Below are 21,417 nucleotides of genomic sequence, written 5' to 3'. Positions count from 1 at the left end.
GCGGGCGCGCGGAGAGGGCGGAGAGCCTTGCCGGTGCGGAGGCGAAAGAAGGCATGATGCCAAGGGCATCGGACGGTGTCGCCAGTGAGAAGGCCTTGTTCAAGCGGAGCATCGTAGTGCGTGCGGATTGCGCCGATGACGAACATCTCATCGCCACGCCCAGCGAGGAGTACGGGCTCGCGTTCGGGGTGCCCCAGGAGCAGGGCTCCATCAGGGGTGGTCGAGAGCTCGATGGCAGGCGTTAGGTTCTGTCCTCTCAGCTTTGCGTTTTCTTCGCTCATAGGAGCCCATGTCGCGTCTTTTGTTCTGGATCGGTCTAGAGAACTTGTAGCTGTCGCAGGCCGCTTACTTTTCAATGAGTCGACACCGCCGCGCCTGCATAGAAATGCCGGCAAAAATGTTGTCATTCCGGGACCGAAGAAGCGACCCGTCCCGTTGGTAGTCCAACGCCCAGCGCTGGCGGACAGTTCCAGAACCGCCGATATCGGGGTGCGGGGGCACGGTCAGGTTAATGGAGCAACGCCGCAACGAGGCGTCCGTTGGCTTCGTCGCACACTTTACGCGACCAGCGCCCGGGCTATGATCGATGGAAACGAGTCCGGCGAGCGAGTGCGATGATCGATTTCAAGGGCATTTTGAACGCGACGTGATCCAGTGGGGCGTCCGCTGGTATGTGGCCCATCCGATCAGTTATCGGCAACTTGGGGAGATGATGGAAGAGCGCGGCGTCGAGGTCGACCACTCGGCGCTCAATCGCTGGGTGGTCAAATGCACTCCCTTGCTGGAACAGCAGTTCCGTGCTTGCAAGCCTGCGATCGGGTCTTCGGGCGGTCGACAAGGCTGGCGCGACGTCACACAACCCTGATCACTGCTGAATTTGGACCTTATCGGCTGAGACGCGCCGTTGTCGGTCCGAAAATTTACGCCGATGTCCGTAGGACCGCCCTCCGAGGCCCGTTCGTATGCCTCCCGAGCCAATTTGACTATGCTCTGCGGTGACCTATCCTCTTCGAGAAGAGGCGGCCCTCACGCCTCAACAGCATGCGGGTCCTCGGCATGTTGTTCTTGCTGATGGCGTTCGACGACCGCCTCAGTTCATATCGACACTTGCCCATCCTGCGGACACGAATCGGCTGAGACGACGCCGACCGATGCCTGCCAGTTCTTCTATGAGTGCGAGGGCTGCGGCGCACTGCTCAAGTCAAAGGCTTGGGACTGCTGCTCTTCTGCTCCTACGGGGACCTGCCGTGCCCGCCGATCCAGGAGGCGAGAGAGCATGGTCACGTCACGCCAGGCATGACCCGTCCGGCGGGCTGCGGCACCTTCATCTCGTTTTAGGGGGGCGCCATCAATCGGAATCACCAGTCCAGATGCCAGACGTCGCGCCGATCGGGCTTCTTGCGCTTCAGGCGGCGGGCGTAATCGGTCTCAAATTTCATGGCCCAGCGGCGGATGATTTCATAGGAGAGAACGATCTCGCGTTCGAGCAGCATTTCGTCGACGACACGAAGGCTGAGTGGGAACCGGAAATACAGCCACACGGCGTGGGCGATGATCTGCAGGGGGAAGCGGTGGCGCTTGTAGCTCACGGGCGAGGGTTCATGATGCCGAAATGGCGCACCGAACCCTATCCGACGGGTAACGTGATATCGCCCGACTGACGGCGTTCACAGTTGGAACGAGGGGCTATCCCGCCTGTTATCTCAACCAAGCGTCGCGCCTCGTCGCGCTTTTTCTTCGCCAATCGAGAGCCCCCACCATGAGCAACACCGTCGGCGATTTCTTTGTGCACCGGCTCTATGAATGGGGCGTCCGCCGGATCTTCGGATATCCGGGCGATGGCATCAATGGCGTGCTCGGAGCCTTGCAGCGCGCGAAGGAGAAGATTGAATTCGTTCAGGTGCGTCATGAAGAAATGGCCGCCTTCATGGCTTCGGCTCACGCCAAGTTCACGGGCGATCTCGGGGTATGCCTGTCGACCGGCGGCCCAGGCGCCGCGCACCTCATCACCGGACTTTACGACGCCAAATGCGACCACATGCCGGTGCTCGCCATCACAGGCCAGGCGCCGCGCGCATCGAGAGGCGCGCATTATCAGCAGGAACTCAATCTCGATCGCATGTTTTCCGATGTCGCGGCATTTGTGCAGGAGGCGGAGACGCCCTCGCAGGTGCGGATGCTCACCGACCGCGCGGTGCGGATCGCAAAGGCGCAAAACGCTGTTTCCGTCATTGTCCTGCCGGGCGATTTGCAGGATCTCAATTATGAGGAGCCACCGCGCAAGCACGGGGCCGTGCAAACGGGCGTTGGCTATTCGCGTCCGCTGGTGGTTCCTTGTTCTCAGGATATCCATCGCGCCGCCAACGTGCTCAACGCCGGGCGAAAAGTGGCGATTCTGATCGGCGCCGGCGCTCTTGGCGCCAGAGAAGAAGTAATCGCCGTCGCGGAGAAGCTGAAGGCCGGCGTCGCCAAGGCGCTCCTGGGCAAGGGCGCAGCGCCTGATACGCTGCCGTGGGTCACGGGTTCTATCGGCCTTCTGGGGACCAAGCCGAGCTATGACATGATGATGGCGTGCGACACGCTGCTGATGATTGGTTCCGGCTTCCCCTATTCGGAGTTCCTTCCGCAGGAGGGGCAAGCGCGCGGCGTTCAGATTGATATAGACGCCTCCATGCTCAGCCTGCGTTATCCCATGGAAGTGAATCTTCACGGGGACGCGGCCGCCACATTGCGTGAATTGCTGCTTCGCCTCGACGAAAAGACAGATGTGCGCTGGCGGGGCTGGATTGAGCGGAAAGTCAGCGACTGGTGGGAGCTGCTCGAAGACCGCGCACTCGCGCCGGCGAATCCGGTCAATCCGCAGAAAGTTGCATGGGAGCTTTCCCCCCGCCTTCCGGAAGATGCGATCATTACGTGTGATTCCGGTTCCTGCGCGAACTGGTATGCGCGCGATCTCAAAATCAGGGGCGAGATGATGTGCTCGCTTTCGGGCGGGCTCGCCTCCATGGGCGCAGCCGTGCCTTACGCCATCGCAGCGAAATTTGCCCATCCCCGACGGCCGGTGATCGCGCTCGTGGGCGACGGCGCCATGCAGATGAACAATATGGCCGAACTGATCACGGTCTCGAAATATTGGGGGGACTGGGAGAGTCCAAAATGGATTTGCTGCGTCTTCAACAATGAAGACCTCAATCAGGTGACGTGGGAACAGCGTGTCATGGAGGGCAATCCAAAGTATGAGGCGACCCAAAATATTCCTGACGTTCCCTATCACCGCTTCGCCGAGTTGATCGGTCTCAAGGGCATTTTCGTCGATGACCCTTCCCGCGTCGGGAGCGCCTGGGACGAGGCGCTGGCGTCCGACTTGCCTGTCGTGCTGGAGGTGAAGACGGACCCAGAGGTGCCGCCGCTGCCCGCGCATATTTCGTTCGAACAGGCGCGCAACTTTGCGGCCACGCTCTTCAAGGGTGACCCCGACGAGGGCGCGCTTATCGTCGGCGCGGTGCGACAGGTCTTCGCGCGCATTCTGCCGAGCGAGAGCGAATGAGAACGAAGCCGGTTCCCGCCCTGTTCGGCGCCCTCGTGTTGGGCGCTGTCTGCGCATCGGCCTGGCGCCGCGCGATAGACGCCGGAGGAAACGGGAAGGCCTGTCTCGCGCGGCGAGCCGTTCCGGAAGCGCGCGCGCTCCACTGTTCGGCCGCTCTGCTCGCCGCGTCCGTGCTCGCCGATGCCGCCATGGAGCATTACTGGCGATCATTCGAAAACCCCGGCATGTTCGCGCCCTTGATCAGTTCGCCTCTGGCGCTTACCGCCGGCGTCGAGGGCGTAGCCGTTGCGTCGCCGGAGACGTGTGATTTCAGGCGGAATTCATTCCGTCTTTCCGTCGGCGTGGCCGGTCTCTCCTTCCATGTCTATAACATCTTCAAAAGGCGCGGCACTGTCGCAGAAGTCGGGCTTTTCCAGGTCGTTCTTATCCCAGCTGTCGATTGGCACTTCAATCCGGGACTCGGGATGAATGGTCCGATCTGAGGCATTTCACGTGAGGCTATTTTGGACCGAGTCTCGTTTGAAATGCCTTTTTCGGCCGGGCCGTCAAGCGAACATGGTTTCCTTCTCAAGAACATGTTTTCATGACTCGATGTCCACATCGGTGATGGGCTCCGCGCCCGCTCGGATCGCTTCGATTGCCAATTCGTTGAGTATGGCGAAAACGCGCGCAGTGACCCCGTCGCTGATGCGCGGCAGATGACGCAAGCCCTGGCTTGATAGGGCCGTAGGTTGCTTGATGGGCAAACTCCGCAAACTGCGCTGACGAGCTCGTGAAATTCTTCGTCCACTTTCCATCGCGGCAGCACGATCTGATCGAGATGCCGCGAGAGTTGAGTATCGCCTGCGATAGCAACGCGGGCATCCATCACGCCGAGGCATACGAGCGACGTTTCGAGTTCGTTGCTCAGATATCGCAACAGTTTGAGGATTTGAGGTCAAATCCATCACCCGTCGCCGTACCATTCTGTAGTGTGGGGGATGTAAGCCTTCGGCAAGGCAGGTCTCGCGGATGCGCTCCATTAAGGCGCTGAATTTCAGTTTCTCCTTCCTGAGCCAGAAGTGTTCGATCTGCTCGGCGATAACACGCTGAATCTTGGGTGCGAGCCGAAATACGCCATCAGGCGTTCCACGCTGTTGTTGTGCGAGGCTCGAAGTAAGTCGTGTGCCCAAAACCGTGACGCCATACGAAAAAGCGTCGACCTTGGAATCCCGAGTTGTGTTCGCGCTAATTTCACGACTTCGACCATCACTTTCCAATTGGACCGACGAAGAAGCTGACGGAGAAAATTCTCTCGCGCTTCCGGGGCTTCCTGTCGTGCGTCTTGTGGTTCAATGCGGTCGAAATCCATCCCCCGACGTTACGGTCGATGTCGATTAATCCCATTTGACTGCCAAGTTTTCTTGCGTCAGTCTCAGTTGCAGTGCCGGTCTCTGCGTTTTGAAACGACCCTTCACATCGAGGGGCTGGCGCTGAGAGGTTTCCGAGCGGTTCACGGCACCGCCGGGAAAGGTTGCTCAGATCCTAGATAGTCGTGTAAGCACGACGCTCTCCCGTTCCTCGTTCATGTTGCCTCGAGGGAGATTCACGATCTCCCCCGGCGAGTATAAACTCGACTTGATCGGATGTCAGACCATGACACGCCTCAATCGCGGAGTTCGCGGATCTCAACATGATCCTATTGCTGCTTGTCAGCGCGTTTTTCGCAAGTCTTTCTTACCCACACCGTATCGCCGACTGCGACCGTCGTAATCTCTCTCATTGATAAAGACGAGGGGGAGAACACCGTAATTGATGAGATTTTGGCGATGGATTCGGGCGCAGCTCTTCGCGATCACCATTCTTAGACCCAGATAGCGCGGCGCCGCGGCGGCATGCTCGCGCGAGGAGACTTGCCCGTAGTTCTTGCCGGCGATAACCGCATGGCCTGGCGTTTGGCCGATGGTTCGGGCGTTATCGACATAAGATGGGTCGATCCGTTCGAAGGAAAAGTTTGCGCCTGGGCTTATGGGTAGAGAGATTGTCGAGAACGACATGGATTTCCTTCTCGGGATAGGTGGCGACGACCTTGTTCATAAAGTCAAGAAACTCGACACGACGGCGGCGGTTGTAATGTTTATCGACGATTTTGCCACTCTCGAGATCGAGCGCTGCGAACAGCGTCGTCGTTCCATGCCTTTTGTAATCGTGCGATTGACCGATCAGGGCGCGTCCGTTCGGCAGCTTCAAATAGCCCCGTGAGCGCTCCAGTGCCTGGATTGACGGTTTTTCGTGCACTGCGAGCACGATGGCGTTCTCGGGCGGCGCCATGTAGAGCCCGACAATCTCAGCGGCCTTGGCCGCGAACTCAGGGTCGTTGCTGACGCACCACAACTTTCGGCCCGACAGGTCGATCTTGTGCTTGCGTAGAAAGCGCCAGACATATTGGGCATTGACGTCGCCGAGCGCTTTGGCGACAAGCGGTCCAGTCCAGTTGGCGTAGCCTTCCGGCGGTTTGCGATTAAGCAAGGCCAGGATGCGCCGGTCGGTTTCCTCGTCGTATTTAGGCGCCGCGCCACGCTCGCCGACTTCCGAAAAACCAGCAAGGCGATCCTCGGCGTAGCGCACGCACCATTTTGACGCCGTGCCGGTCGAGCATCTGAGCGCGCGACCAATCGCCCGGATCCCGGCGCCCTCGGCCGCCATGAGCACGATTTGCACCTTCATCGGCGTCGCTTTCAATTGGCTGCTCATGCAGCCTTGAATCATGACTCATCAATCATCGATAGTGGGTACTAGCGGACTCACGCAAATGGGATTACTTGCCCTCAGACTGCTCCTGCTTTTGGCTTTCACTTCTCTGGGCGGGCGGAGGGTAATCCGCCAATGGAACTGTCAGGCAGACGCTATGCGCTGGTAGAACCTCCCGCCAGTCCCTGATCAGTTGCTTATAAGCCTCTCCGACGGGTCGGGGTTTGCGCTCGAGGTCATAAAGGCCAAGCGGATTAACGCGTCCCCTATCCTCACGCAAGGCAATGTCCCAGTCGACTTGATCGGTTAAGGAATACCATGTGAAGCCGACGACCGGCATTCCGCTATTACGGACTCTGAGAACATTCGCCCATTCCTTGCGAAGCCAACGAACCGCTTCATCGCCCTTCGGTCCTTCGCAGGTGTTCGTTTCCGTATGCATGACGGGCAGACGATAGCGCTCGTAATATAGTCGGGTGATTTCGTTATATCCGAAGATCTCACCAGAGGATGCGGTTCGTCCGTCCGCGTCGACGTCGTGTTCACTCATTTCGTAATAGTCGTTTCCCATAATGCAATGGCTCTTCAGGTGCTCGCTCATGAAAAAATCATATTCCCTAGGCGTCATGCCGTTGTCCATAAGAAACCGGTACATTTCGGAGTTGACCCGATATCCGTAATTTAAGTCTAGAGAGAGGAAGCGGCGTTCATTCAAAAGCTCCGCAGGCTGTATCGCCCTTGGATTAACAGGATGGAAGTATTCCGAGGATTCGCTTTGGACGAAAATCGCATCCGAGCGTACGGTCAAAATCTCGTGCATCGCAAGGATGTTCGCTTTGACGATGTGCTTTAGCGCCGTTACAAATGCGATATCGCTTCGCAACTGCTCGTTCCACCAGCCGTAGGCGGCGGAGAAGGTTGCGCAGACGTACATCTCATTTATTGGGGTGTAGAGCTGGACCCAAGGAAATCGTTGCGCGAATGCTCTGGCATAGGAGGCGAAAAGCCTGGGAAAGTCGGGGTTTTGAAAATTCCCAAGCCAGTCTGGCACACCGAAGTGACACAAATCCGCGATAGGGATTATGCCGCGCGCCTTCATATCCCCGAACGCCAAATCAGTGAACTCCCAGTCAAAGTGGTCGGGACCCAGAAAGGTCTTGTAGAGTGGCGGCCCATAGCGAAGGGTTCGAATTGTTAAGTCTTCTTGGACGAGCGCGAAATCCTCACGCCACAAGTCATAGTGTTTACAGGTGGCCATCTCGTCGATACGCTTCCGACCGTTCTCAATGGTTGGGCTGCTGTTTTCTATACCTGTGCTGAACATGAAGCGCGACATTCGCCCAACTCCACGATTGGCCTTTTAATGGATTAGCTAGGGAGCCTCAGACCGATTTACATCTTGAGGGTGATCACGAACGTTTGCGGTCGGATCAATTTTAGCCTCTGCCGTTCATTTTGGCGGCACCGCCTTCTTGCCACACCGGCGACGATGGTTCAGAACGGCGGTGAGCCATTTGTCGAGATTTAGAGTCATCTGTGGACCAAGCGGAATCTTGAGCGAAGCGAAACGGATTTAAGCGAAGCGGATTTGCACGTCTTTTCCAAGCTCTTTGGTGATGGCCTGGAAGGGGGTCAAGAAGCCGAGGCATTTTCTTGGCGTCAGATTGACGGTCATTACGATGTCCTGGATTTCTTCGTCGGACATCCAAAGGCAGCAATGTGTGACGGCGAAAGGCGACAATGATCGCCTCCTCCTCGATCGTGAGAATTGTGGATCTGGGTCCTTTAGGCCCCGTGCGCTCGTCGCAAACCGACGCCCGCTTCTTCCACTTGGCGATCGTCTTCTGGTCGCGTAGTCGCGGCAGTCTGACAATTTGGTTTACGCCGGAAGCGATTGCAGGTTGGAAGGCTCAGCCTCGAACAACGCTGGGTGGACAGCGCCATTATCCCGATCTGGCGATCGAGATCGCCCTGATTCTGCGAACGGTTTTTCGAGTGGCCTTGCGCCAGAGCTAAGGCCTGATCGGATCTATCATGAAAATGCTCCGGCCCGCGAATTCCTCGCTGAACATCAGGGTGGCGCGCGGACGGAGCTGCGATCGTCCAAATACCTCAACAAATCGGTGGAGCAGGATCACAGATCATCAAGCTCCGTTTGGGCCCAATGCTCGGCTTCAAGAATTTTCGTAATGCGTCAATCACATCTCTGGCGTCGAGCTCACGCAACGGATTCGGAAACGTCAGTGCGCATTGGGTAAGGTTCGAGTAGCAGGTTTCGAGTAGCAGGCAAGACTGCGCCGGAAATTTGGTCCGCCATGCATGCCGCCTTGTTAAGTGAACGACCAAACGCCGTTTCGCATCCATTCACGGAATATGCACCCGAGCCGGATTATCAGCTTCGGAAATCGCAGGCCGATTGATGGGGCCGAGCGCCTCACAGACTTTGCCTACTCTTGCCCAAGCATGAAACCCCTCAACATCTCCCGCCGTCTTGCATTCAAGCGCCTTTGTGTGCGCTTCGTGTGGGGCTCTGTCGTCATACCAGTATTTCAGCACTCCGGCATGAATGTCGATCGCCTGATCGAGAGAAACTTACATGTGCCACGCTATTACCATGTTCGGCTCCCTTGGTTGAACTTGGTTGCGCCTGGTCCGAGAGGAGGAAGTCAAACCAGGCGTCAGACGGCGCGGCATTGCTTGGGACGAAACGCCTGCCAGTCAGCTTTGGTCCGCAAGCAGGGGGCATCGTGCCACGAGGAAGCATCGTCTGCATCGAGTCGCAAAGTAAGAAGCGTTAGGGACAAAGTCTGTGCAAAGCAGCTCATAGATGGTGCGCGTCCTCACTGAAGGTCGCGTTCGGAGCTAGCTTTTTTGTAACCACGAACGGAGCGCGGACCATCGTTCAGCACGACGCTCAGCAAGGAACTGTGCACCTGGAGGTGCCCATTATAATCGATGAAACCCAGTTTCCGGAACTTATTCTTGAAGAAACTGACACGAGATCGAGTTGTGCCGATCATCTCGGCAAGAGTTTCGTGACTGATTTCCGCCACCACCGGCTCCGGTTTACCCTCCTTGCCGAAATTAGCGAGAAGAAGAAGGAGCCGAGCGAGACGCTTTTCGCTCGAGTTGAAAAGCTGATCGATGAGGTCTGCTTCCATTCGAATGTTGCGCGCCAGCAAATAAGCCATGAAGCGCTCTGTGAAAGCAGGCTGCTCATGGAGGGCGCGGATCACCGTTGGCTTGTCGAGGCGAGATATCGTGGAATCGAGTATCGCCGTTGAGGTTGAGATGCGAAGGGGTTGTCCGGTCAGACATCCTTCCCCGAAGAAATCGCCGGCGCCAAGGATTGCCACCACGGCTTCCTTGCCGTGCCTTGAGACAGTGGTGACCTTGATTTTTCCTTTCTGAATATACAACAGCGCATTGGCAGGGTCACCCTGAGCAAAGATCGCTTGGCCCTTACGGGGGGTGCACCAGTGGAATGAGGGGCACAAGCACGCCGTTGACGCTCTGCACATTCGCGATGAGTTAATTGTGATGTATCTGTTTAACCCATGCAGAGATCACCTTTTTATACGTCTGCGTGATAGAGCTTGCTTCACGGTGATCGCCACGGATAAGCGCGATGCTTTCGGCGTCCCGCAGGCGTGTCAGCTCAGCTAGAAACTGCCCCTCGGCCTCGTTTTTTTGCCCCACAGCTCGAACCAGCCCGCGCCCGGAGACGTAAGCGAGAGAGCCGGTTATGACCGTGTAGGCGACAGCGGCCACCCCAAGATAGCCAGGGATGACGACGACGTTGGATCCAGGGAAGCTTAGGTCGATCGAACCACCAACTCTCCATAAGACGCTTACAAAGGCGAATGCTGTGGTGATAGCCGTGAGAAGACCGATCGCAAACTCTACGAGCAGTTCAATTGCAAGCTGCACATCACAGGCTAGGCGATACTCTGGCGTGTGAATGTCGTCGACTGCTATGGCCAGACGATAGTACCGTTGATCCTTGAGCCACCAGCCTGCGATTGTTTCAGTCAGCCAGGCTCGCCAACGCATTTGCAATCTCATGCTGGCTACGAGCGAACCGCTTGCCGCAAGGCCGCTGCAAGCAACGAGGAGGGGGAGGGCGAGGATTGCCCATTCCAGATCCAAGGAGTTCTTGCGCTCGAGCGCATCAAAAAAGGAGCGACTCCAAAAATTGACCCCAAGTTGCGTCGCGAGCTGAATGCCGACCAAAAGGACGACCGAGGTTGTTATCAGCCATGCCCGCCGCCGCGTCCGGCCTGTCCAGAACCTAAGCGAGAGCTTCAGGAACTCTAGCCAACGGACGCGCGTTGAACCAACAGGTTTCGAGGGGGCATCCTTCAAAGGGTCGCTCCAACCAACGCCATCTCGCCCAGGAGCGGAAAAGATAGGCCGGACGTTCCCCTAACCTTAACATCCTGCGCGCGAGGTTGTTCCTCTTCTGTTGGTCGGAGAACCTTGAAAAGCGTGTCGATGCGGCGCATCTCTCCGATCTGCGCCGGCGATCGGCGCACCATGCGATCGTTCGTTTCTTGCTGTTGATTAGGAGATTGCCCGCTGAAACGTTTCCATGCCAAGCCTGAATTCCCGCGCCCGCCACCGAAAAAATTGCGGGCGCGTTCATGCCCTAGGTCCTTAACCTGATATCGCAAAGTCAGGTCGCCTTGTGGGTCTTTGTATTGGACGTATGCTTTTCATGCTTATGCATGTGTTTATGCTTAGCTGGTTTCGCCTTTGCTGGTTCGGAGGCGGCGGCAGGTTCATTGCCGCTAGTGGCCGCAAAACTGGGTTGAGCGATAGCTGGGGCGATTAGAAGCGCGAAGGCGAAGAGAGCAGTACGTTTCATTTCAGTTCTCCGTGTCCAGCCCCTTCAATGATGAAAATAAGTGGCACGGTTCTGCTGAACATGCCCTGAAAAGATAATATTCGTCGACGGCGACCAGAACGTCGAAGATGAAGACCGCGAATTCGAAGAGGCCGAGAGCGAAAGGCGATCGCGGCATAGCCGACCCAGACACCTGGCGGAAATTAACACGCGGAGAGCAAGGCGGGTTGAAAAGGGACGCCTGACCGCTTTGCTATCGCCAAAGACACGCTGATAATCGACTGGTACAGGTACCAAGAACCCAAGACAACAAACGCGCCGAGCCCAAAAGTTAAGTGTGGGGCGTGTGCTGCTTGGAGAAAAACATCTCCAGCGTCGCGGGCCGATCACTGGATCATTCTGACGGTCTTACCCACGCTAGGCGCCTCTTGCGCGCTATCTCCTGATGGCGCAATCATTTCTGGGACCCAGGTCAGCGCGAGCACGACAAACGCTACGAGCCCGATCGCAATCAAGGCGACCTTGCCGATCTCGGATGTCTGATGCACTGCGAGTGACATTTCCAAATCCTCCGTTTCTTCTTCGTGAGCCGGCGAAAAACGGGCAAGGCTGCTCCCGAGGCGGAAGCGGAGCGGAACAGGGGAGACCGCGCCACCGCCACGCCGCATTAAGCAAACCGCTGGAATTATGTGGTGTTCCACCGGGCGGGACGGCGCGACGCCGGAACAATGTCCTCGCTTGGCAGTTGGGTTGGTAGTCAGGAGCCCTCCCAGCGGTTTCCTCCCGACTTAGCCCGACGATTTCGCCGGGCACCTTTTTGAGTTCTTTCCCCGTCTGCACCGAAGGTTCCTTGCGGGATCGCAGGATGGGGGAGCGGGATGAGGCAGCTTGTCTGACTAAGCGAAACGCCCGACCGTGGAGGTAACGGCGGGGCGCTTTTCCTACAGTCGCAAGGAGTCATTGGACGCGATCGAGCGCTCTCTCGTCGCGGCGCGGCACAGCATTTTACTGCGCGGCCGCCGATGCCTCCCAGTAAGGCCGAGCGCGATAATGTTGATGCACCCGTGTTTCCCACTCACGGTCCGTCCAGCTTTCGTCGCTATATTCCGGAGCGCCCTCAACTAACTCCTGGCTCACGTCCGTCACGTAGCCACGACGATCTCTGTCGAATTTTAGCGAGGTCCAAGGCATCGGATGGTGTCCCGGATGCAGGCACATGAATCCGCAAAAGTTTACGACCGCGTAAAGCACTCGGCCCGAGACCATATCAATCATGAAATGGTCTATCTTGCCGATTTCCTTGCCGGCCGTGTCAAAGACGGCCGCGCCATCGATGTGTTGGCTCGAGATCAGGTTGATTTTTGAGTAAGGAGCGGCGGTAGCCATTTCACTCTCCCATGCGTACGACGGCCACCCTCGCCTTCCTGCGATATGTCGTGCTCACGCTCTTTGTGGGGCTGGGCGTCTCGCATCAAAGGCAAGCGTCATGTGCACCGTGAACGCGCGGGCCAGCGCATCGTTCCTAGGTCGATGCTGCTAAACCACCTCGCCACGGATCTTGAGCCCCGGAATTTTATGCCGGGCCTCTCAGATCACGCGTGAGATAAGGATCATTCAGCGATCGGGGATTACGGGAAACCTATCGGCAAATCGCTCGTAAGCAGTCCGTCGGCTTGTCCCATGTGGCGCACAGTGTGTCTGCTCTGGCTGCCACCGCCGTGCTGCCCTCCCATGAGGGCGAACGATCGGCTGGCGGAGAAAGGGACCGGTATGCAGCCAGATGCCAGAGCCGTCTGCTCTCGCAACCATGGGGGGCCGTCAGTGGCGCGGCTTGGGTCCGCCACTCTTGTCCTTGGCCGGTCTCTCTTTTTCCGCGGCGCGCTTGCCTTCCTCGACAAGCTGCTTCACGCGTTGGCCGCCCTCGTGGCCAGTCGCTCCTTGCGAATCTCGCCACCCACCTTGCCGGCTTCCTGAACCGTCATCGCGCCCTTGGGCTTCTCCTTTCCCTTTTCGTGTTCGGTGTCAGGACTACGGGGCATCATGCCCTCCCGTTTTTTAAATGGCTACGCTAGGGGTTTGGGGCTCTTTGGCCCCCTCCGAAGCGAACGCCCGAACGCATGTTCTGGACTTTGAAGATCGCTTGCCAAGCAGCGCGATTATCCCCAACGAGCGACCTCCCGCCCGGATGTTGCGGCACCTTTGGAACAACGCTCGCCGGGGCGGACAGCGGCGCAGGCTCCCTCCAGTCGAACTTCCTGTTTTAGCGCTTGTTCCGTCCTTGAAACGTTGGCGGAGAAGGTGGAAGCGCTCCCCGGAGGGAGCGCTTAGTGCAAAAGAATTGGCGAAGCCTACGAGGGTCGTCTCCACCCGCGAGAACCCGAAGAGGAATATCTGGTCGCCAGGGACGTAGTTCTGCGCGATGAACCTGCGCGGAACCCTAAATAAGCGGCCCCCGTCTTGACGGAGAACAATGTGGCTGTTGGACGGCGCGGCCGATCGCTTACGCCACCTAGCAGAAGATGAGCGAGTGGCTCAGGGCTCAGCAAGCCTTTCTTGGCGGCCAGCGTATTGGCCCTGACTTCGACATGGACGATGATGGCCACCCATGAAAAGCCAACACTGCCGAGCGGGTAAATTGGGGGGGCCGCTCTCGGTGCAGAGCAGCAGGCGGATCGTCCTTGCCATGTCGTGCGCAGTGCGAATTCCAAGAACGAGGCGGGCGTTGTAAGTTGCCGCCAAACAGCCACGCTTGCGTATGTTGAATGCAACTCAGATATAACTTCCGTAATCTCAAACAGGAAAGGCGCACAATTCACTATGAGCGAGAAGAGCACCGATAAGCGTCTCAAGTATGGTTTCGGCGAGTTCAATCTGGGCGACGCGTGGCGCTACTACAATGTTCCGCTGGCGCGCATCCGCAGTGCCGCTCAAATGTTCGGCCAGCGCCACGGTATGAAGTTTCGGGTCCGGCAGAGCGCCAAAGCGGTGCTGGTCGAGCGGCTGGCGTAAAGACCTTCCTAGCTTGAGACCGTTAAAGAGCCCGGATCATGTATCCGGGCTCTTCGTTGAGTGCGCCTATGATAGACAAGCAGCCAAGCGCGCGGCGAAGGGGCAAAGGTCTGGAAGCGCCTGATCTTCGTCAGCAATGCGCTCAGAGCTAGGACTGGGTTTCGATCTTAGACTTTCAGACCTTGACCAAATCAAGCGGTCGTGCGCGGCGCGCGGGCCACCGTCGCGTGGTTGCGAAGGTGAACTCTCGAGTCCTCCAGAAAAACCAAGACTCGCGCGCGTAAGTCCGCACGGCCATACATCCTAGGATGCGTTTCGGGCGTCCCAATCTTGAACTCGCGCTCTTGAGGATTGGCATCCCATAGGCGTAAGGAAACGGCCCGCCAATACGCTACACGGCGGGCCGTCCGTGCCAGGTCGACCATGAATCTAGCGGGGACCTTCTGCCATGGCATGTTTTGACGTGGCGTTAACGAAGTGACCCCCGCAGGTTTCGACCAGACGCTATTCTATTTCGAGCAAGGCGACGTCCGACGTGCGGCAGTCCGAATGCATCGACAGCGGCGTTCGGTGTCGACGCCACATTGCGTGACACGCCGGCCTCGACAACCGCCGGTTCACAAGTTCGCGAAGATCATCGGCGGAAATTGGTTTTTTTCGCGCGCATGATCTATATCTCAAGTTCATTCGACTTGTCGTCAAGACGGCCCTTCAGTTCGACCGTCGTAAGATCGACGCGCACATTCTGCGCCGCACGCGCATGAATGGGGGGCGGCACATCCGAGAGCGCGGACCCAGGCGGACATCTCCTGCTCGACGCGACGTCCTTGACCCGCCGCCCGAGACTTTTTCACCGGAATTCTTAACTTTTGCACATGTTCGGGAGTGCACCATTTTTTGCGCTCCTCAACGACATAGGGCGTTCGTCCTTGTCGAACGCCGCGCCCAGAAAGGGGCTTCGTGCCTCATCGCCGGGGCCGATCTGCCGGCCCGTCGCTGCATCCCACAGCCACAATTTATCGTCAGACCACAGGATGCGACGCGTGTCCTTAGACGAAGCCGGGCCGCATCGGAATGTAGCTTATGTCCGTCGCCCAGACCTGATTGGCCCCTCGATCTTTGGCGCTGGCTTGCTCGTGTTCGGCCACCGATAGATCGCCTCGATCCCCATGCGCTTCATCAGCGTCGCCACATGCCGACGGCCCACGACGACGCCCTCGCGGTTCAGTAAATCGCGTAACATCCGGGCCCTGGCGAAAGGAAATTCGAGATGCAGCTCGTTTATGCGCCGCATCAGCTTCAAATCCTCGACGGAAACCGGTCGTGGCTTGTAGTAGGCTGAGCTGCGGGCGACGCCGAGCGCTTTGCCTGGCGGGCGATCGGAAGCTCGTGATTGCCATCGATCATCGCTTTGCGCTCAGCAGGCCGGCCTTGCTGACCGTGCCGGACAAAAAATCGTTGGTCAGGGTCAGTTCGCCGATCTTGGCGTGCAGCGCCTTCAAATCGACGGCCGCCTCCTTCGCTTCCGGCTTCTCCTGACCGAAAACACCCGCCGCGCCTTCCAGAAGCTGGCCTTTCCACGTCGTGATTCGGATGAACGTCGAATTGCTGCGCCAGTTCCCCCAGCGTCTTCTCGCCTTTGATCGCGGCCAAAGCCACTTTTGCCTTAAACGCCGGAGAATGCGTCCGGCGGCACTTCTTCGTCATCGAATGATCCTGATTCGCAGCGAGATCCTCGCCGCTGTCAGGCAGAAAATCCACCTAAGCTACTGTTCGAATTTGCGAGGCCGGCTCTGTCCAATTGCGCAAGCCGGCCGCTTCAGGTCGACTTGCTATGAACAGCGGCGGCAAAGTGTACCACTGAACCGGCTTTGCGGGCAGCTGTGACGGCGGCGCAAAATTGTACCGGTCCTGATAGGCCGAACTTGATGTCATCGACTGGCATGGAGAGGCCGAAAGGATGTTCACAGTGGAACTCTATGCCCGGGTGAGACGCGCGGTGATGGCGGAAGGGCTGAGCCGCCGGGAAGCGGCGAGGCGCTTTGGCGTGCACCGCAATACGATCACGAAGATGCTCCAATATTCGGTTCCGCCGGGATATCGGCGCCGGGAGCGACCGATTTCGAAGAAGCTGGGGCCTTATATGGCCTGGATCGACAAGGTCCTGGCGGGTGACCGGCTTGTTCACGCCAAGCAGCGGCACACGGCGCAGCGGATATTCGAACGGCTACGGGACGAAGAAGGGTTTTCTGGCGGCTACACGATCGTCCGGGAATATGTCGCGCAGGCGCAGTTGCGGTCGCGCGAGATGTTTATTCCGCTCAGCCATCGCCCGGGGCATGCGCAGGCGGATTTTGGCGAGGCGGACGGTTACATCGCCGGCAGGAAGGTCCGCTTTCATTATTTCTGCGTGGACCTGCCGCATTCGGACGGCTGCTTCGTCAAGGCCTATCCGGCAGAGACGGCGGAAGCCTTCTGCGACGGCCATGTCGCGGCGGTCGCCTTTTTCGGCGGCGTCCCGCAGTCCATTCTGTATGACAATACGCGTCTCGCGGTCGCGAGGATCGTGAAGGGTGGAGAGCGTCTGCGTTCGCAAATGTTTGCGGAACTCCAGAGCCACTATCTTTTTGCCGATCGCTTTGGCCGGCCTGGTAAGGGGAACGACAAGGGCAAGGTCGAGGGGCTTGTCGGCTATGTCCGGCGCAACTTCATGACGCCGCTGCCCGTGGCGGAGAGTTTCGAGGCGCTGAACGCGAGGTTCCTGGACGCCTGCACGAAACGCCGGCAGGCGATCCTGCGTGGTCATTCGACGCCGATCGGCGAACGCATGCAGGCGGATATGGCGGCATTCCTGCCGGCGCCGCCGGCGCCCTATGACGCCTGCCACAAAGTCGCGACGCGCGTGTCGTCGATGGCGCTGGTGCGCTACCGCAACAATGATTACTCGGTCCCGACGCGTTACGGCCATCGGGAGGTGCTGGCGAAGGGCTATGTCGATCGGGTTGAGATTGTCTGCGGCGGGGAGACGATCGCCGTGCATGCGCGCAGCTACGACAAGGCCGAGTTCATCTACAACCCGCTGCATTATCTCGCCTTGCTCGAACACAAGAGCCGCGCGCTCGATCAGGCCGCGCCGCTCGACGACTGGCGTCTGGCCGACTGTGTGCATCGCTTGCGGCGGCTGATGGAGGCGCGCATGGGGAATAGCGGGCGTCGCGAGTTCATCCAGGTGCTGCGGCTGATGGAGGATTTTCACCAGCATCAAGTCGAACAGGCGGTTGCGGAGGCGCTGCGTCTTGGCGCGATCAGCTTCGACGCGGTGAAGATGCTGCTGCTGGCCAAGCTGGAGAACCGGCCCGCGCGGCTCGATCTGACATTCTACCCCTACCTGCCGGCGGCCACGGTCGGCGCGACGGATCCGCGCGCCTATCTCGGGCTCGTCGCCGGCGCGAGCGTCATTGTGGGCGTCATGGAGACGACCGCGGGAGGTCCGGCATGACCACCTCGCATGAGCCGGGCTCGCAAACGATCGTCGCGCCGCAGGTGCTACTGGGCAATCACCTCAAGGCGCTGAAGCTTCCCACCTTCGCGCGCGAATATGAGAAAGTCGCGCTGGAGTCGGCGCAGGACCGCGCCAATTACCCCCGCTATCTGCTGCGCCTGTGCGAACTGGAGCGCATTGATCGCGAGCGGCGCAATGTCGAGCGCCGCATCCGGCTGGCGCGTTTTACGCAGGTCAAGAGCCTCGACACTTTCGACTTTACCGCCCAGCCTTCACTCAACAAGCCGCTGGTGCTGGAGCTGGCGCGGTGCGAATGGATCGAGAAGCGGCAGAACTGCATCGCTCTCGGTCCATCCGGGACCGGGAAGACTCACGTCGCGCTCGCCCTGGGGCTCGCCGCTTGCCAGAAAGGGTTCAGCGTCGCGTTCACAACCGCCGCGGCTCTTGTGCACGAACTGATGGAGGCGCGCGACGAGCGCCGCCTGCGCGCGCTGCAAAAGCATCTCAACACCGTCAAACTGCTGATCGTCGACGAACTGGGCTATGTGCCGTTCACGGCGGTCGGCTCCGAGCTGCTCTTCGAGGTCTTCAGCCAGCGCTATGAACGCGGCGCGACGCTGGTGACCAGCAATTTGCCCTTTGATGAATGGACGTCCGTCTTTGGGTCGGAACGTCTCACCGGCGCGCTGCTCGACCGGCTCACCCATCACGTACACATTCTGGAAATGAACGGCGAGAGCTATCGCCTCGCGACCGCAAGGAAAGCACAGCGCCGCGGCCGCGATCTCGCCGACGCGCCCGCCATCGACAAAGGAGACGCCGACACGAAGAACTGAACGCCGCCGCGCGCGTTGAGCCGCGCTTCGCTACGCTCCGCGCGCCTCAACGCGCGCGGCAACGCAAACTACAAGGGCCACAGGGCCCTTTTCTCGAAACCAGACCGGTACACTTTTGCGCCGCCATCATGCACATTTTGTCCCCGCCATTGACAGCCCCACCGCTTTCTTGAAAAAGCGCAGAGCGGCTCTTTTGTCGCGATGGGCTGCCAACAAGAAGTCGATGGTGTGCCCGTGTTTGTCGACGGCTCGGTAGAGGTATTTCCACTGACCGTTGACCTTGATGTAGGTCTCGTCCATCCGCCAACTGTTGCCGACCGCCCGCTTCTCGCCTTTCCGGAAGGCGGCCTCTAACTGCGGCGTGAACTTCTGGACCCAGCGGTAAATGTTGGAATGGTCAACCTCAACGCCCCGCTCGAGCATCATGTCCTTCAGATCTCGGTAGCTTAGGGGATAGGCGAGGTACCAACGGACACAAAGCAGGATGACGGTCTTTTCAAAGCGGTGTCCTTTGAAGTCGATCATGGGGGCCGATCTAAACGGTGTTGGGCGGGCCCACAGCTTACCCAAACCGCGCCGCCTCCGCTAACGCAACAGAACCCATAGCTCGATCCCCCGCGTCCCCGCCGCTTTGGCGGCGTCTGCGCCGGTGTACCCCTGATCGACATAGATCAATTCGACCCGTCTCGCCGGTCGCTTCTTGCACCGCATCTTCGAACGAAGCTTGAAAGGCATGAGCCGCCCCCGACATGAAAATCGGAAGCCTTTTGCGCCGCCATTCCTTAAGATCCTGATTCCCAACCCTCCATGCAACAAGGTTGCGTCGAGCCTCATTTTGCCGTCGTGTCGCCCGCCATAGCGCTATTGTCAGCCGCTTCGTCAAGGTTGGCCGTCAATTGTTCGGCGTTGTCTTTACAGCCAAGCTGACGCTCAACTTCGACGTTCAGTCGTTGGTAGGCTCCCAGCCCGAGAACGATGAGAATTGCGGTCGCGAGAAGAGCGGTCGGGTAGGGCATTTTTTCCACGTCGTGTTTGCTGACTTGAAACACAATGACCAATCCTTCGATGAATACCGCGATCGCGATAGTCGAAATGAATTTAGTAAGACTGCGCCGCACGTCGGATGTGGTGACGGGTGAACGACTTCGGAGGACCTCTTCTTCAACGAAGTATTTGGCCACGTCGAAGACAGCCAGAGCGATAACGACGTAGCCAATCGCGGTAAGAAGCGCGTCGCCGCCCTCATGCCAGTTTTGGCTTAGCGCGGAGACCAGCTCGAACGCTCCGAATCCGACAAGCGCCAACGCTAGAAGCATCAAGGTGACGCTTGCGACCGCGAAGGTCGCGCGCGATAAAGTTTCCATCATTTTGTCTCAATCCTTGAAGCGTTGTTGTTTACGAGACTCCTGGCCGAGCCTCGCTGATAGGTCAATCGGTGTTAGAGCGGATTCGTCTTAAACCAGCTCATATCCTGAGGCGGCGAAGAAATTTGCGCATTCCGTGGGGGAGAACTCCTTCAGCAATGCGCCGATCCTGTTCCATAGGGCGTCGACGTTCCGCTCTGCGGCTTTGCGGAGCAGAGCTTTGAGCTTGGAGAAGGCCTTCTCGATCGGATTGAAGTCGGGACTGTAGGGCGGAAGATAGAGCAGCGTCGCGCCGACCGCTTCGATGGCCTTGTTCACGCCCGCGCCCTTGTGGCTCCCGAGATTGTCCATCACGACAATGTCGCCCGGCGACAGCGTCGGAACAAGGACCTGATCGACATAGGCCTGGAACCATTGACCGTTGATCGGGCCGTCGAGAACCATCGGCGCCGTCATCCCGGTCAGGCGCAGGCCGGCGACGAATGTCGTCGTCTTCCAGTGCCCATGCGGAACGCCGGCGCGCAGCCGCTCCCCTTTCGGCGCGCGCCCGTTCTTGCGCGCCATATTGGTCGTGGTCCAGGTCTCGTCGATGAAGACAAGCTTTTCGGGATCGAGATCAAGCTGGCTGTCGAACCAGGCTTCGCGCCGCTCTTTCACGTCCTCCCGGTCCTGCTCGCTCGCATGGGCGGTCTTTTTTTGTAGGTCAGACCGCAGCGGTCGAGAAAGCCCCACAGCGTCGCTCGGCTGGCCTTTATCCCGCGTTCGGCGAGGACGCGTTCCAACAGCTCGCTGATGGTCAGATCCGGCGTCGCCTCGATCAGCGCCAACAGGAACTCGCGATGCGGGTCGAGCTTGCAGCGTTTCGGCTGTCCCTGTTTGCGCGCGCCGCGCTCGCCGGTCTGACGCGCGCGGCGAACCCAGACGATCGCGGTCGCATCACCGCCCCCGAAACGCGCCGCCGCCTGACGCGCCGAAAGGCCCCTTCAACGCGGCGTCGATCACCCGGTCACGCAAATCCTGGCTGTAGGCCCGAGCCATCTTTCTCCTCCGTCATGCACATGACGCAAGGAATCAGGCTCTCGCCGATTCGGGAATCCTGTCTTGAATCGGAAAATGACGAACCCGCTCTAGCTGTCGAAACGACATTGGGCCACAACGCCGATCGACGCTATGCCTTTGACGCAGTCGATGTGAGTTGGGTTATTCTGTCGAACCAATTTACGGCGCCACTGCTCGTCGGCGAACGTCCGCATTGCAGTTGCCGCTGCCTTGGCCACGTGCTCTTAGATTTGAGTCGCAGTAAATCATCTAAGATTCATTTAATAAAACTCAGGTAAGAGGCGAGCATCTCGATCTCGCGCAGCGACAAACTGTTTGCAACGTGTGGCATGGGTCCTGCAGCTGCGTCAAATCCGCGAACCCATTCTTCAAGTCTCCTCTTGAGATAGTAATAAGATAGCCCTCCCAAACGTGGGATACCCTCAAACCCTTCGGCGTTGGGACCATGGCAGACGAGGCAAGAAGCGATATTGGTATTCGCGACCCCTCGTTCGTATATCGTTCTTCCAATGGCCACAAACTCT

General features: G+C 58.6%; 19 protein-coding genes and 8 pseudogenes. 8 read left to right on the top strand and 19 right to left on the bottom strand.

Going from position 1 to position 21,417, the window contains the following annotated elements; genetic code table 11:
- Positions 1-32 precede the first annotated feature (32 nt).
- Positions 33-281: pseudogene (locus OGR47_RS18955) on the bottom strand (Rieske 2Fe-2S domain-containing protein); the annotation flags it as partial.
- A 305-nt stretch (positions 282-586) separates the two neighbouring features.
- On the opposite strand from OGR47_RS18955, the gene OGR47_RS18950 reads away from it, so the two are divergent.
- Both OGR47_RS18950 and OGR47_RS18945 read left to right on the top strand, forming a co-directional pair.
- Positions 587-865 carry an IS6 family transposase gene (locus OGR47_RS18950; RefSeq protein WP_165055913.1) on the top strand — a complete coding sequence of 93 codons (279 nt, stop codon included), beginning with the start codon at positions 587-589 and terminating at the stop codon, positions 863-865.
- Positions 866-1,099: 234 nt separating this feature from the next.
- Positions 1,100-1,338, top strand: a pseudogene (locus tag OGR47_RS18945) (GDCCVxC domain-containing (seleno)protein).
- Between the two features lie 26 nt (positions 1,339-1,364).
- Here the strand turns inward: OGR47_RS18945 and OGR47_RS18940 are convergent.
- Positions 1,365-1,589, bottom strand: a pseudogene (locus OGR47_RS18940) (IS6 family transposase); the annotation flags it as partial.
- Positions 1,590-1,759: 170 nt separating this feature from the next.
- Between OGR47_RS18940 and OGR47_RS18935 the strand changes: the two are divergent.
- Together OGR47_RS18935 and OGR47_RS18930 are read left to right on the top strand one after the other, a co-directional pair.
- Entirely contained in the window at positions 1,760-3,547 is a 1,788-nt protein-coding gene (locus tag OGR47_RS18935) for a thiamine pyrophosphate-requiring protein (protein ID WP_165055915.1), read from the top strand.
- Positions 3,544-4,029, top strand: coding sequence for a hypothetical protein (locus OGR47_RS18930; protein ID WP_165055898.1), 486 nt, complete (start codon positions 3,544-3,546; stop codon positions 4,027-4,029). Before OGR47_RS18935 ends, OGR47_RS18930 begins: the two co-directional genes overlap by 4 nt.
- Here OGR47_RS18930 and OGR47_RS21960 read toward each other — a convergent pair.
- The 6 genes and pseudogenes from OGR47_RS21960 to OGR47_RS18905 all read right to left on the bottom strand — a co-directional run.
- Positions 3,912-4,466, bottom strand: coding sequence for a TniB family NTP-binding protein (locus OGR47_RS21960; protein ID WP_165055916.1), 555 nt, complete (start codon positions 4,464-4,466; stop codon positions 3,912-3,914). The two genes, OGR47_RS18930 and OGR47_RS21960, sit on opposite strands and share 118 nt — an antisense overlap.
- A 772-nt stretch (positions 4,467-5,238) precedes the next feature.
- Complete coding sequence (locus OGR47_RS18925) at positions 5,239-5,583, bottom strand: hypothetical protein (protein ID WP_165055917.1); 345 nt, start codon at positions 5,581-5,583, stop codon at positions 5,239-5,241.
- Positions 5,552-6,250, bottom strand: a pseudogene (locus tag OGR47_RS18920) (IS630 family transposase); the annotation flags it as partial. The gene OGR47_RS18925 and the pseudogene OGR47_RS18920, both read right to left, overlap by 32 nt.
- Positions 6,251-6,344: 94 nt before the next feature.
- On the bottom strand, positions 6,345-7,613 hold the full coding sequence (locus OGR47_RS18915; protein ID WP_165055919.1) for a family 1 glycosylhydrolase: 1,269 nt from the start codon (positions 7,611-7,613) through the stop codon (positions 6,345-6,347).
- Positions 7,614-7,850: 237 nt separating this feature from the next.
- Positions 7,851-8,018, bottom strand: coding sequence for a hypothetical protein (locus OGR47_RS18910; RefSeq protein ID WP_165055920.1), 168 nt, complete (start codon positions 8,016-8,018; stop codon positions 7,851-7,853).
- Positions 7,981-8,121 (bottom strand): annotated as a pseudogene (locus tag OGR47_RS18905) (IS481 family transposase); the annotation flags it as partial. The pseudogene OGR47_RS18905 and the gene OGR47_RS18910, both read right to left, overlap by 38 nt.
- Here OGR47_RS18905 and OGR47_RS18900 point away from each other — a divergent pair.
- Positions 8,072-8,293 (top strand): transposase, encoded by a 222-nt coding sequence (locus OGR47_RS18900; RefSeq protein WP_246729879.1) that lies wholly within the window; start codon positions 8,072-8,074, stop codon positions 8,291-8,293. The pseudogene OGR47_RS18905 and the gene OGR47_RS18900 overlap by 50 nt on opposite strands.
- An 824-nt stretch (positions 8,294-9,117) precedes the next feature.
- Here OGR47_RS18900 and OGR47_RS18895 read toward each other — a convergent pair.
- The 7 genes from OGR47_RS18895 to OGR47_RS18865 form a co-directional block, all read right to left on the bottom strand.
- Positions 9,118-9,774, bottom strand: a complete 657-nt coding sequence (locus OGR47_RS18895) for a Crp/Fnr family transcriptional regulator (RefSeq protein WP_253948140.1) — start codon at positions 9,772-9,774, stop codon at positions 9,118-9,120.
- A gap of 34 nt (positions 9,775-9,808) precedes the next feature.
- Positions 9,809-10,642, bottom strand: a complete 834-nt coding sequence (locus OGR47_RS18890; protein ID WP_165055922.1) for a hypothetical protein — start codon at positions 10,640-10,642, stop codon at positions 9,809-9,811.
- Positions 10,639-10,950: a hypothetical protein gene (locus tag OGR47_RS18885; protein WP_216697960.1), complete on the bottom strand. Its 312-nt coding sequence runs from the start codon at positions 10,948-10,950 to the stop codon at positions 10,639-10,641. Before OGR47_RS18885 ends, OGR47_RS18890 begins: the two co-directional genes overlap by 4 nt.
- Before the next feature lie 2 nt (positions 10,951-10,952).
- Entirely contained in the window at positions 10,953-11,144 is a 192-nt protein-coding gene (locus OGR47_RS18880; protein ID WP_165055923.1) for a hypothetical protein, read from the bottom strand.
- A gap of 365 nt (positions 11,145-11,509) precedes the next feature.
- On the bottom strand, positions 11,510-11,683 hold the full coding sequence (locus tag OGR47_RS18875) for a hypothetical protein (RefSeq protein ID WP_165055924.1): 174 nt from the start codon (positions 11,681-11,683) through the stop codon (positions 11,510-11,512).
- A 445-nt stretch (positions 11,684-12,128) separates the two neighbouring features.
- Positions 12,129-12,509, bottom strand: a complete 381-nt coding sequence (locus OGR47_RS18870; RefSeq protein ID WP_165055925.1) for a PRC-barrel domain-containing protein — start codon at positions 12,507-12,509, stop codon at positions 12,129-12,131.
- A gap of 518 nt (positions 12,510-13,027) precedes the next feature.
- The gene (locus OGR47_RS18865; protein ID WP_253948139.1) at positions 13,028-13,165 is read right to left on the bottom strand and encodes a hypothetical protein; all 138 of its coding nucleotides are present in this window, start codon (positions 13,163-13,165) and stop codon (positions 13,028-13,030) included.
- Between the two features lie 775 nt (positions 13,166-13,940).
- Between OGR47_RS18865 and OGR47_RS18860 the strand changes: the two genes are divergently transcribed.
- Positions 13,941-14,132, top strand: coding sequence for a hypothetical protein (locus OGR47_RS18860; protein ID WP_165055927.1), 192 nt, complete (start codon positions 13,941-13,943; stop codon positions 14,130-14,132).
- A 1,052-nt stretch (positions 14,133-15,184) separates the two neighbouring features.
- On the opposite strand, the pseudogene OGR47_RS18855 reads toward OGR47_RS18860, so the two are convergent.
- Positions 15,185-15,839, bottom strand: a pseudogene (locus tag OGR47_RS18855) (IS3 family transposase); the annotation flags it as partial.
- 253 nt (positions 15,840-16,092) lie between these two features.
- On the opposite strand from OGR47_RS18855, the gene istA reads away from it, so the two are divergent.
- On the top strand, positions 16,093-17,631 hold the full coding sequence (istA, locus tag OGR47_RS18850) for an IS21 family transposase (protein WP_165056345.1): 1,539 nt from the start codon (positions 16,093-16,095) through the stop codon (positions 17,629-17,631).
- Positions 17,628-18,470: an IS21-like element helper ATPase IstB gene (gene istB, locus OGR47_RS18845; protein ID WP_165056347.1), complete on the top strand. Its 843-nt coding sequence runs from the start codon at positions 17,628-17,630 to the stop codon at positions 18,468-18,470. The genes istA and istB overlap by 4 nt, the downstream gene beginning before the upstream one ends.
- A gap of 159 nt (positions 18,471-18,629) precedes the next feature.
- On the opposite strand, the pseudogene OGR47_RS18840 reads toward istB, so the two are convergent.
- From OGR47_RS18840 to OGR47_RS18830, 3 genes and pseudogenes are all read right to left on the bottom strand, one after another.
- Positions 18,630-18,995: pseudogene (locus OGR47_RS18840) on the bottom strand (IS6 family transposase); the annotation flags it as partial.
- A gap of 305 nt (positions 18,996-19,300) precedes the next feature.
- Entirely contained in the window at positions 19,301-19,837 is a 537-nt protein-coding gene (locus tag OGR47_RS18835) for a GNAT family acetyltransferase (RefSeq protein ID WP_206527532.1), read from the bottom strand.
- A gap of 87 nt (positions 19,838-19,924) precedes the next feature.
- Positions 19,925-20,872: pseudogene (locus tag OGR47_RS18830) on the bottom strand (IS630 family transposase).
- Between the last annotated feature and the right edge of the window lie 545 nt (positions 20,873-21,417).

It is taken from the genome of Methylocystis sp. MJC1 (assembly GCF_026427715.1).
In the GTDB taxonomy this organism is placed as follows: domain Bacteria; phylum Pseudomonadota; class Alphaproteobacteria; order Rhizobiales; family Beijerinckiaceae; genus Methylocystis.
The sequence above is the reverse complement of the archived record's forward strand: the minus strand, read 5'-3'. Positions and strand labels throughout refer to the sequence as shown.

Bases quoted from the DNA above. Each gene is read 5' to 3' on its own strand.
- OGR47_RS18925 (WP_165055917.1), bottom strand. From the start codon at position 5,583: ATGTCGTTCTCGACAATCTCTCTACCCATAAGCCCAGGCGCAAACTTT.
- istA (WP_165056345.1), top strand. From the start codon at position 16,093: ATGTTCACAGTGGAACTCTATGCCCGGGTGAGACGCGCGGTGATGGCG.
- OGR47_RS18935 (WP_165055915.1), top strand. From the start codon at position 1,760: ATGAGCAACACCGTCGGCGATTTCTTTGTGCACCGGCTCTATGAATGG.
- istB (WP_165056347.1), top strand. From the start codon at position 17,628: ATGACCACCTCGCATGAGCCGGGCTCGCAAACGATCGTCGCGCCGCAG.
- OGR47_RS18915 (WP_165055919.1), bottom strand. From the start codon at position 7,613: ATGTCGCGCTTCATGTTCAGCACAGGTATAGAAAACAGCAGCCCAACC.
- OGR47_RS18860 (WP_165055927.1), top strand. From the start codon at position 13,941: ATGAGCGAGAAGAGCACCGATAAGCGTCTCAAGTATGGTTTCGGCGAG.
- OGR47_RS18875 (WP_165055924.1), bottom strand. From the start codon at position 11,683: ATGTCACTCGCAGTGCATCAGACATCCGAGATCGGCAAGGTCGCCTTG.
- OGR47_RS18835 (WP_206527532.1), bottom strand. From the start codon at position 19,837: ATGATGGAAACTTTATCGCGCGCGACCTTCGCGGTCGCAAGCGTCACC.
- OGR47_RS18870 (WP_165055925.1), bottom strand. From the start codon at position 12,509: ATGGCTACCGCCGCTCCTTACTCAAAAATCAACCTGATCTCGAGCCAA.
- OGR47_RS18950 (WP_165055913.1), top strand. From the start codon at position 587: ATGGAAACGAGTCCGGCGAGCGAGTGCGATGATCGATTTCAAGGGCAT.
- OGR47_RS18880 (WP_165055923.1), bottom strand. From the start codon at position 11,144: ATGAAACGTACTGCTCTCTTCGCCTTCGCGCTTCTAATCGCCCCAGCT.
- OGR47_RS18865 (WP_253948139.1), bottom strand. From the start codon at position 13,165: ATGATGCCCCGTAGTCCTGACACCGAACACGAAAAGGGAAAGGAGAAG.
- OGR47_RS18930 (WP_165055898.1), top strand. From the start codon at position 3,544: ATGAGAACGAAGCCGGTTCCCGCCCTGTTCGGCGCCCTCGTGTTGGGC.